This is a genomic window from Microbacterium lacticum, assembly GCF_006716815.1.
In the GTDB taxonomy this organism is placed as follows: domain Bacteria; phylum Actinomycetota; class Actinomycetes; order Actinomycetales; family Microbacteriaceae; genus Microbacterium; species Microbacterium lacticum.
Genome location: NZ_VFPS01000008.1, coordinates 109222 through 117636, shown reverse-complemented (window position 1 = coordinate 117636; position 8415 = coordinate 109222). Strand labels below are relative to the sequence as shown.

At 66.3% G+C, this 8415-nt stretch carries 8 protein-coding genes; 1 reads left to right on the top strand and 7 read right to left on the bottom strand.

All coding sequences use genetic code 11. From position 1 onward, the window contains the following. The coding region (locus FHX68_RS14975; RefSeq protein WP_170219075.1) for a type IV secretory system conjugative DNA transfer family protein at positions 1-730 on the bottom strand (730 nt) is incomplete at its 3' end. An 8-nt stretch (positions 731-738) separates the two neighbouring features. Then, the gene (locus FHX68_RS14970) at positions 739-1434 is read right to left on the bottom strand and encodes a MinD/ParA family ATP-binding protein (RefSeq protein WP_211345099.1); all 696 of its coding nucleotides are present in this window, start codon (positions 1432-1434) and stop codon (positions 739-741) included. A 149-nt stretch (positions 1435-1583) separates the two neighbouring features. On the opposite strand from FHX68_RS14970, the gene FHX68_RS14965 reads away from it, so the two are divergent. Further along, positions 1584-2885 (top strand): ISL3 family transposase, encoded by a 1302-nt coding sequence (locus tag FHX68_RS14965; protein ID WP_141920072.1) that lies wholly within the window; start codon positions 1584-1586, stop codon positions 2883-2885. Here FHX68_RS14965 and FHX68_RS14960 read toward each other — a convergent pair. From FHX68_RS14960 to FHX68_RS14940, 5 genes are read right to left on the bottom strand one after another with little or no spacing between them, the layout of a single operon-like run. Beyond that, the gene (locus FHX68_RS14960) at positions 2863-3483 is read right to left on the bottom strand and encodes a hypothetical protein (RefSeq protein ID WP_141920331.1); all 621 of its coding nucleotides are present in this window, start codon (positions 3481-3483) and stop codon (positions 2863-2865) included. The genes FHX68_RS14965 and FHX68_RS14960 overlap by 23 nt on opposite strands. Further along, a complete protein-coding gene (locus FHX68_RS14955; RefSeq protein ID WP_141381479.1) occupies positions 3480-5078 on the bottom strand; it encodes a hypothetical protein in 1599 nt (532 codons plus the stop codon). The genes FHX68_RS14960 and FHX68_RS14955 overlap by 4 nt, the downstream gene beginning before the upstream one ends. Continuing rightward, positions 5078-6568 (bottom strand): SCO6880 family protein, encoded by a 1491-nt coding sequence (locus FHX68_RS14950; protein ID WP_141381478.1) that lies wholly within the window; start codon positions 6566-6568, stop codon positions 5078-5080. Before FHX68_RS14950 ends, FHX68_RS14955 begins: the two co-directional genes overlap by 1 nt. After that, on the bottom strand, positions 6565-8100 hold the full coding sequence (locus FHX68_RS14945; protein ID WP_141381477.1) for a hypothetical protein: 1536 nt from the start codon (positions 8098-8100) through the stop codon (positions 6565-6567). The genes FHX68_RS14950 and FHX68_RS14945 overlap by 4 nt, the downstream gene beginning before the upstream one ends. Then, entirely contained in the window at positions 8100-8396 is a 297-nt protein-coding gene (locus tag FHX68_RS14940; protein WP_141381476.1) for a hypothetical protein, read from the bottom strand. Before FHX68_RS14940 ends, FHX68_RS14945 begins: the two co-directional genes overlap by 1 nt. Between the last annotated feature and the right edge of the window lie 19 nt (positions 8397-8415).

Genomic DNA, 8415 nt, shown 5'->3' with positions numbered 1-8415 from the left:
GGTCTGCACACCCCGCTATCGGATCTATGCGGAGCGTGTCGCGGATGCCGGAGAGCCCCTGCGGATCGAAAACGTGCACCGTTCCTCGGCGTGCCCGCATCTGCATCGTCGCAGTCAGATTGTCGTTGGTGGTCGAAGTTGTGATGAGCGGCCCCGCCCAGTCAAGGATCGCGGAGATCAGAACGCGGTATCCCTTGCCGGACCGAGGAGGTCCTTCGAGCGTCACGGAGTCTTCGATGGATACGAACACGTCCATGCCGCGTGACGCTCCGACCCGCCAGGCGACATCGGTGGCCGTCGGGTGTGTGAGATCGGGCCGCAGCTGCTTCGCACGGCGAATGGCAGCCTTCGCTGAGAGGTGCGAGCGGATGTCGGCTGCTGTCGCGAACCCCGGGCGCATTCGAAGATCGGCGATGAACGCGCGGTCTGAGTGCCGGTAGCGGCGGTACCAAACGATGAGCGCGATGCCTCCGCCGACAACGAGAAGGACAGCGAGCAGATCGGCGACGCGGATCTGCCATACCGGCAACGCGCACGTACCGGATGCCTTGTATACGTCCGCCTGTCCGGTGAGCGCGAGCCAGAACCCCGAGAACAGATGGTCAGCTTGCGGTGCGGTGCCGCAAATCCACGTCGTGACCGTCTCGCCGATGAACGCGAAGGCTACGCTCAGCAGGAACGCGATCGCGATGCCGACCGCGACGACTTTGCCGAGCACGCTCTCGTTCATGGCATCCCTCACAACCCCGCAGCGGTTGCGGCTGCCGCGCGGATCCAGGCCTCGCGCGTCGGAGTGCGCAGGTCATCGAACCGGAGCGGACCGCGCTTGAGGACCGGGTCGAACGGGACGACCACGATGTCACGCACGCGGCCCTCGAAGCCGAGCACGATGTCGCGCAGCTCGGCCGGACGGGCCGGCTCGGCCTGCGTAACCACCACCACGGCATTGCGAGCGAGATCGTGTGACCGTTCGTCGCGGGCTCCGAGCGCTTCGAGGAGGAGCGCGGCCGACTCGGCTGACTCAGGCGCGGTCAACGTCGGCACAACGAGCTGCGTGCTGTGGTCGACCATGCTGAGCCAGCGGTCAGCCGACTCGTCGTTGCCGGAATCGAAAACGACGAGCCGATAGTACCTCGCGGCGACCCGCATGAGCTGTTCGAACTCGGTCGATGTGAGGCGCTGATCGGCCGCGAGCAACTCGGGGTTCGAACGCAGCACATCGTATCGATCGGCCGATTGGTGGTGAACGAAGCGGGTGATGTCAGAGACGCCGGCATCGGGGGAGAGCAGGTTCGATGCTGCGGGCAGCAGGTCGCGGATGGTGGTGTCGTAGAGTCCCGTCTCGGTGCGCCAGCCAAGAGTGCCGCGAGTGTCGTTGTTGTCCCACGCCAACACGTTGCCGCCTCCATAGCGACCGAACACCGCCGACAGCATCGCGGTGGTCAGCGTCTTGCCGACACCTCCCTTTCCAGGCTCTTCGCAGTTGAGGGTGTAGTCGAGGGTCGGCGGCTGGTTCGCGGATAGACGTCGAGGTCTTCCAGGATGGAAGTTCTCACACTGCCCATCTGCCGGAAGACCTCGACTTGCGCCACCCTACGTTCGCGACCCCTGACCTCACCACGTTCTGCCGTCTCGATGAGCTCGGCCTCGAAGCCATCGGCCAGTTGATCGAGCCCGACCGGGCGGTACTCGAGTGCCGCGTCGTTGACGATGACCCGTGGTGTCGGAAGTGTGGCGCCGAGGGCGTGCCGCGCGACACCGTGACGCGTCCGCTCGCGCACGAGCCGTTCGGTCACCGGCCCACGACGCTGCTGGTGCGGGTACGCCGCTACCGGTGCGGCCACTGCCGCCGCACCTGGCGGCAGGACACGACGAACGCGGCGGCGCCGCGGGCGAAGATCTCCCGCGGCGGGGTCGGGTGGGCGCTGAAGGCGATCGTGGTCGACCACCTCACCGTCTCCCGCGCCGCGGCAGGCCTGGGGGTGTCGTGGCACACCGCGAACACCGCGATCCTCGCCGAGGGCAAGCGGCGGCTGATCGACGATCCGGCCAGGTTCGACGGCGTCACCACGATCGGCGTCGACGAGCACGTCTGGCGTCACGCACGGTTCGGTGACAAGTACGTGACCGTGATCATCGACCTCACGCCCGCCCGCAACAAGACAGGTCCCGCACGGCTGCTGGAGATGGTCGAGGGTCGGTCGAAGGCGGTGTTCAAGCAGTGGCTCGCCGCCCGGCCCAAGGAGTGGTCGAAGCAGATCGAAGTGGTCGCGATGGATGGGTTCAGTGGGTTCAAGACCGCCGCGTCCGAGGAACTCCCCGACGCGGTCCCGGTGATGGATCCGTTCCATGTCGTCCGGCTCGCCGGTGACGCCCTGGACCGGACCCGGCAGAGGGTTCAGCAGGACACTCTCGGGCACCGCGGTCACGCCGGGGACCCGCTCTACGGGGTCCGCCGCACCCTCCACACCGGCGTGAGCTTCCTCACCGAGAAGCAGACTGCACGGCTGGACGCGGTGTTCGCGGTCGAGGAGCACGTCGAGGTCGAAGCGACCTGGGGCATCTACCAGCGCATCGTCGCCGCCTACCGCGAACCCGACAAGAAGAAGGCGAAGGAGATGATGCGGTCGGTGATCGATTCCGTCAGCAGTGGCGTCCCCGCGATGCTGGCCGAGATTCGCCGGCTCGGTCGGACGTTGAAGCAGCGCGCCGCGGACGTCCTCGCGTTCTTCGACCTGCCCGGCACGAGCAACGGTCCGACAGAGGCGATCAACGGCCGACTCGAGCATCTCCGCGGCTCCGCGCTCGGCTTCCGCAACCTCGCGAACTACACAGCCAGGAGCCTGCTCGAGGCCGGAGGTTTCAGACCCTCGCTACACCCTTGATTCCGAAGAGCCCCTTTCCATTGACGACGGCGATCGTGCGGCAGCCCGCCCAGTGCCGGGACGCGAGACGAATGCGTTCGTCGTGCTCAACCTGCGTGGGTGACGGCTTCACCACCAGCCCCCATCGAGCAAGCAGCGCCCGCCACCCGTTCGCTCGCTCGCTCGGCCCAGTGCTTGCGGGGATGAAGGAGGCGCGCTTCCCGCTCGGTGCCGGCTCGACAGGGTGGAGCGGTTCGGCCGTCGGGACTTCGTCGACGGACGCCGATGGAATGTGAGCATCCAGGCTTGAGTGCACGTCGGGGTCGGGGTCGGGGTCGGGGTCGGGGCGCGTGCGCCGCAGCGTCGACGCGCCGTCATCGACAGGCGAGGACGTGCCGTCAGGAGCGACGCGAATGCGGTGGCTGCCGCGGTCGCCCGACGTCACCAGCTCGACTGTGGAACCGGTGCGGCGAGCCTCGAGAATCGCGCGCTGGATGATCGCCTGCCGGATATCGGATCCGTCTTGCGCGGCGAGATCTTCGCTGCGCCCGTCGAGTGTCGTGAACCGTGCCGTCGAGCCTTCGACGGTCGCGAAGGCTCGGTTGAGTGTGGTGCTCATTTCTGCTCCTCCGGGGAGGGGGTGGCAAGCCACCCGCCGATGTCGGTGTCGATCTCTTCGTCGATAGGCCAGAGTGCGTCGAGGTCGACCGCGAGGTTCTCTGCGTCGTCGTCGTGGTCGCCTGAATCGATGGCGTCGTCGGTCTGAAAGAGGTTTCGCTCCCAGTCGGTGCTGGTCGCGAAGCAGTCGACAAGGTACGAGTACTGCCCCACATAGGCGAGAAACTCACCCTTGCGCAGCTGCCGGGCGAGGTCGGCATGCGCCGGAGGCAGCTGTAACCGGTCGCGGAGGCCCCGATACTCTTGCTGATTTACGCGGAAGATGAACTTGTTCTCGATGTCGCCGATGATCGAGTACGCGAGCGCTCGCTCGACGGAGTCGGCCTCGCCGACGGCGTCGAGGTCGCCGATCTTGTGAAGGATGACGATGTTGCTGATGCCGTAGTGCCGCGACAGCTTCAGCCACTGCTGGAACATCTGCAGGGCGGCGAGCGAGGTCATGTCGCGCCAGCCTTCTTCGCGCACGACGTAACGAGTGCGGTGCGCGCCCCTATCGCTGATCACGGCCTGGATCCACGCCGTCGTGCATACCTGTGTCAGTTGCGCGGCGAGCTCACCGCGAGCGAAGAGCTCGCTGGTGTCGGTGACGACGATCGGGGCATCCTGGTCGAACTCGACGGTGGACTCGTCTTCGAAGAGACCCGAAAGGTCTCCGGTCACGAACCGCCGAAGCACGAATCGAGGCTGCAGTGCGCCCTGCTGGGAGTGAGGGTCTGTGTTGGCCTCGGATGCCATTTCGCCCAGCTCGTCGTAGACGCCGCGCAGCGTCGGGTGATCACCGGTCCGGTCGATGCACCGTTCCAAAGCGTCGTGGATCGCCGCGTGCTCGACAGCGGTCAGCCGAACAGTCCCGAGCGCCATCTCGACCAGGGCGATGAGAGTCGCGATGCGGCGTTGCTTCACCATCTGCTCGTGCTGCTCGTCGCTGGTTCCGGTGCGCCGGGGGCCGCGTGCAAGCGGATTCAGCCGGGCACCGGTGCCGCCGCCGAGGCGGATGACGCTCCCGCCGGGAATCGCCTCGGCGACGGTGACCCACTCGCCTTTCGGGTCTGAGGGAACGACCACCTGGTGACCGAACGCGATCGAACGCGTGGCGAGGGTCTTGACCGTCGCCGATTTGCCTGAGCGGTACGCGCCGAGAACCAGGATGTTGGTCGAGAACGCCCCACGGTCGCTCGTGTCGACGTAGGCATCCCACGGCGAGAAGTGCCACAGCGCGTCGGCGTTCAGATCGACGCCGACGATCGGCCCGCGGTGTCCGAGCCCGCCATCGGCGACGAACGGGTAGATGCCGGCGATGTGCTGCGACGTCGCCTGGTGCGGTGGGATCGCTGACACCGCGAGGTTCCAGTACCCGCCCTCCAACAGGCCCGGTCCGAACGGGCCGGGCACCGCAGCATCCGGTAGTCGGCGATCCCGGCGGCTCGAGGACTCCGTCGCCGGCGCCCGTTCGACCGCGCGCGCAGACTTGCGCAGCCGACGGCGCTCGCGGCGGTCGGCATCGCCGGGCTCGAAGATGACGGTCTTGCGTGCCATCACTTCATCCCCAGTCCCAACGGCAAGGCGTTGACCATGAGTGCCTCCGCCTGCTGGCAGTACAAGGTCTGCGCCTCCATGCCTGCACGCGAAAGGGCGTTCCGCATGCCGGCGATCGCTTGATCGAGTTCCTCGTCGTCCGACGCGCTGATGGTCAGGTATGCGCCGTAGCGGTACTCGCCGTGACCCGCGACGATCTCTTCTTCTTGGCGTTCGAGTGCTTCCCAGTCCGCGGCATCCGCAGCCGAGCCGTCGGTACCGCGCTTCGCGCGCAGCTGCTCGTTTCCGCGCCAGATCTTCTTCTCGTCGCGAATGCGCTTGAGCGCCTTGGAAACGGGGACCGGCGTGAGGACGAGCGTGAAGATGTGGCTCACCGCTTCTCCGCTGACCGGGTGCCTGGCGTACACGAGGGGAGAGAGGAACCCGATCGGTGCGTCGGACCGTGGCCACTCGTGGATCCACATCGTCGTGTGGATGCCGGAGTCGGTCAGCACGACCGCGTTGCGGCGTGACGGCTCTTCGAGGTGCATGGGGCCGATGGCTGATGGATCCACACCTTCGAGGTCGCCGGCCCGATTCTGCACGGTCGCCGCGAAGTCGGGATCGAACGCGATGCGGGCGAGTGCGGCGATGTCTCGGGGAGAGAGCCAACGGCGCACACGGATCTTGGCTGCCCGCAGCGCGTCGGCGAGGTTCGCCGCCTCGATCGCGGCAAGGGAGAGGATCGCATCCTTTCCGCCGCCGAGCGCGCGCAGCTGGGCGCTCTGACCGATCAGGTCGATCGTGAAGGTGAGGTAGTTGCGGTGCGCGACGGCGAAGCGCTCGGAGGCATCCATCACTTCTGCGTAGTTCTTTGCAACGGGGGATTGGCTGTCGAGATTGCGATGCTGCTGCACGCTCTCGTAGTGGTCTCGTGCCGCGCGGATCGTCGTGGGCAGCGTGCGTTCCTGCAAACTGACCCGCTTGATCCCGGGGCGCTGGGTGAAAGATGCCAGCACGCGTTCCCATTGCTGCGCGAGCTCGAACCGTTCGGGCAGGTCATTCATGAGAAAGCCCTGCACCTCGAGCTCGGCCGTGACCGAGACAGAGCGGTCGCGCGGGTTGTAGGCGGCGGCGAGGCCGTCGATCTCCCAGAGCTGCACCGACGCACGGACGCCGGGCAGGTTGAGGGTTCCCGCGAGGTGAGGCTTCTCGGGGCGGTAGGTCTGCTCCGTCGCCCTCGTTGCGTGGCGTAGTTGCTTCATGGTCCACAGTCCGATCATTCGAGGCGCGGAAACGCCGTGGATGGTGGTGACGGCGACCGCACCGAACGCCAGATAGATCGGTGCGCCGTAGAGGAGGCCCAATGGCCCGAATCGGTTCACGAACAGCAACACGCAGGCGGCTGCAACGGTGACGAAGGCAAGCTGCCAGCCATCCATCCCCATGACGATCCCCTGCCGTGATCGGCGCGGGAGTCGCACGGGGCGGGCGTAGTCGTCGAGGGTCATGAGGTTCTCCGATCAGGGCGGCTCGGCGCCGGTGCGGATTGAGGCCCTCCCGACGGGCGGGGATTCTGTCCGGGTCTGGCGTTGGTCGGTGCGCTGGCGTTCGCCGTCTTGGGTCCTGTCGTTGTCGAACCCGGGGACGTGGCCGTGGTCGAACCCGAGGACGTGCTCGAACGGCTCGAGGTGGCGGATGACGTTTCGGTTGTGCCAGAGGGTCTCTTCACTCCGGACACCGACGAACGTGTGGACGATCGAGGTCCTCTCGGGTTCGACGGCGCGCGCCCTGCGGGGTGAGCGTTGATGCGGGCCGGCACGCTCATCGCCTTGCGTGCCACTGTGGAGGCGGCGTGGCCGGCACGCGAGCCGACACTTGAACCGCCGGCATCCGCCGCCACTGCCCCGATAAAGCTGAAGAGGCCGAACACGGCAAAGGGCGCGAACGCGACGAATATCAGGCCGGCGAGCAACGGCCATGCCTGGGGGTTCCAGATCGTGTCGAGAGAAGCCAGTCCGTTGATGATCAACGTGACGAAACCGATGGTCAGCGGTCCGGTGAGCAGAAGGACGACGACCGCTGACAGGTACCGCACGATCCACTGCGGCCCGATCGAGCGCACGGGGAAGAGCATCCAGGCGAGGGGGCCAACCATGATGAGCGCTGCGAGGGCGATATTGCGAAAGGCGAAAACGAGCATCAGAAGCACCATCGCGGTGAGCAGGAGTCCGATGATGACGAACCCGAAGAAGTAGTTGGCTTTTCCGCCCGCCCACATCACCTGTTGCAGAGTGCGGAACAGAACCGCGGGCCCGTCGCGGTTCATGACGTACCAGGTGAGGTCATCGATCGCGTTCAATACGTGGCCGGTCAACCACAGCGTCGCGGCCGTCGCCGGGAAAGCGAGAAACGAGCGGATGATGGCGCTCACGAGCTGGTCTCGCTCGCCCGAAACGATGGCTGCCGCGATCGCCCAGGCCATCGCGGCGAACATGACCGCGAGCATTGCCCATCGCCAGAAGGACCACTCACCGACCGCGGCACTCCACAACGCCGTGGACGTGTCGAAACGCATCGTTTCTGCGACGGCGAACATCGCCGCCGTCGTCCCGGCAGCCATGCCGCGCCCGGCGTTCTCGAAAATGCCGCAGACGCCATCGCCCAGACTGCAGCCGAACTGGATGATTCCTTCCTTGCCGCCGGCGGCCTGAATGGCGTGGGTGTGGGCTTCGTAGGTCGTGCAGACGGTGGCGCGCTCACCGTTGGTGAGGATGACACGAAGGAAGCACTTTTGTGCGACCGAGTCTGCGGGCGACTCCGGCGTGCACGAGACCTGTGCGGCCGACTCCAGACAGTGCACCGGAAAATACGGCGCAGTCCACGGTTCAGCGAACAGTTCGCGCCCCGACGGCGTACTCGCTGCAGCGACGTCAGCTACGTCAGCGACGTCAACGGAGGGCGCGGCCCGCGCTGCGGGCGCGACGGAGCTCATCAGGACGCCGATGAGAATCCCGAGCGCGACCATCCAGCGCGCGTTCATCAGAACCCGAAGTCGAACCCGACGAACCATTGGAAGAGCCCGCTCGCCGAGCCGAGCACCGCGGCAGCGATGAAGATCCAGAGGATGTTCTCGCCCGCCCACGTGCGCACTCTGTCTGACGCGAGTCCTCGGAAAGCGAGTGCTGCTCCGGCAAGGATCAGCATGATGAGGACGACCAGTAGTGCTCCGGCGAGGATGTACGACGCGACGGTCTGAAAGCCTTGAAAGAAGGGTGCCGAGAAATCCGGCTGGATGTCTGGGACATCCACGTCGAGCGGCTTGATGGTGGGATACATGAACGTTCCTCTCGTGGTG